Source organism: Paracoccus sp. 22332, assembly GCF_052045125.1.
Lineage (GTDB): Bacteria > Pseudomonadota > Alphaproteobacteria > Rhodobacterales > Rhodobacteraceae > Paracoccus > Paracoccus haematequi_A.
Genome location: NZ_JBQEOI010000119.1, coordinates 1 through 867 on the forward strand (window position 1 = coordinate 1; position 867 = coordinate 867).

The following is an 867-nucleotide window of genomic DNA, read 5'->3' on the forward strand; positions in this document are numbered from 1 at the left end:
GGCGCTGCTCACCTGCGCCCGCTACCCGGACACGCCCCGGCTGGCCGGCCTGCACCGCCAGTGCCAGGAGTTGTCGGCCGCCTTCCAGCAGCGACATGGCGAGGCCCGGTGCGGGCGTCTTTACGAGGAGGCCGAGGCGGAGGAGGATCTGCACGACGCCGTTCTCGACGTGGGGGAGCGCGGCATGGTGCCGCTGCGCCGGCTCGTCTGCCACCTGCCGCTTGCCGCCACCCTGACCCGGCATGGCGGGCTCTTCCGCGAGACCCGCTACGAGGTCAGCCTGCAGGCCCAGGGGAAAACCGGCGCGCGGACGCTGTCCGGCACCCTGGCGCCGGCCGGGGCGCCGGGCGTCTGGCGCCTCACCGGGATCACGCTGGAGCCGGGTCCCCTGCGCGCGGATCTCGATCCCGACGCGCCTGCCACCCTGGATCTTTGCCTCGCCCATGCCGACCGCTGCGTCGACTGATCCCCCCGCCCGTCCTTTCCGAAGACTTTCCCGAAGACCTTTTTCGATTGTGGAGACACCCATGAAGCCCTTCCTCCTTGCCGCCGCCTTCGCCCTACCCGCCGCCCTCGCCCAGGCCGAGCCGTATCTGGCCCGCTGCCACATGGGCGAATGCATCCATTACGACCAGACCGATCGCCAGGTCGTCGGCCAGGGCAGCACCGCCGTGCCCGGCGATCTGGTGCTGGTCACCCTGCGCGAGGCGGTCTCGGCCGCTCCCGACACCCCGGCCGACAGCCTGGATTGGGGCGAGCCGTCGCCCGTGCAGGTGTTCTGCAGCGGCACGCGCCCGGCCTTCATGGCGGGCGACGCCAGCTATACCGCGCTCGACCTGGTCACCCCGGCGGGCGCCACCACGCTGA

The 867-nt window shown here is 72.3% G+C and carries 2 protein-coding genes; both read left to right on the forward strand.

Going from position 1 to position 867, the window contains the following annotated elements:
• The coding region (locus ACTJI6_RS24105) for a hypothetical protein (protein WP_440804299.1) at positions 1-466 on the forward strand (466 nt) is incomplete at its 5' end.
• A gap of 61 nt (positions 467-527) precedes the next feature.
• Positions 528-867: hypothetical protein (locus tag ACTJI6_RS24110; protein WP_440804301.1), on the forward strand; the 340-nt coding region annotated here is incomplete at its 3' end.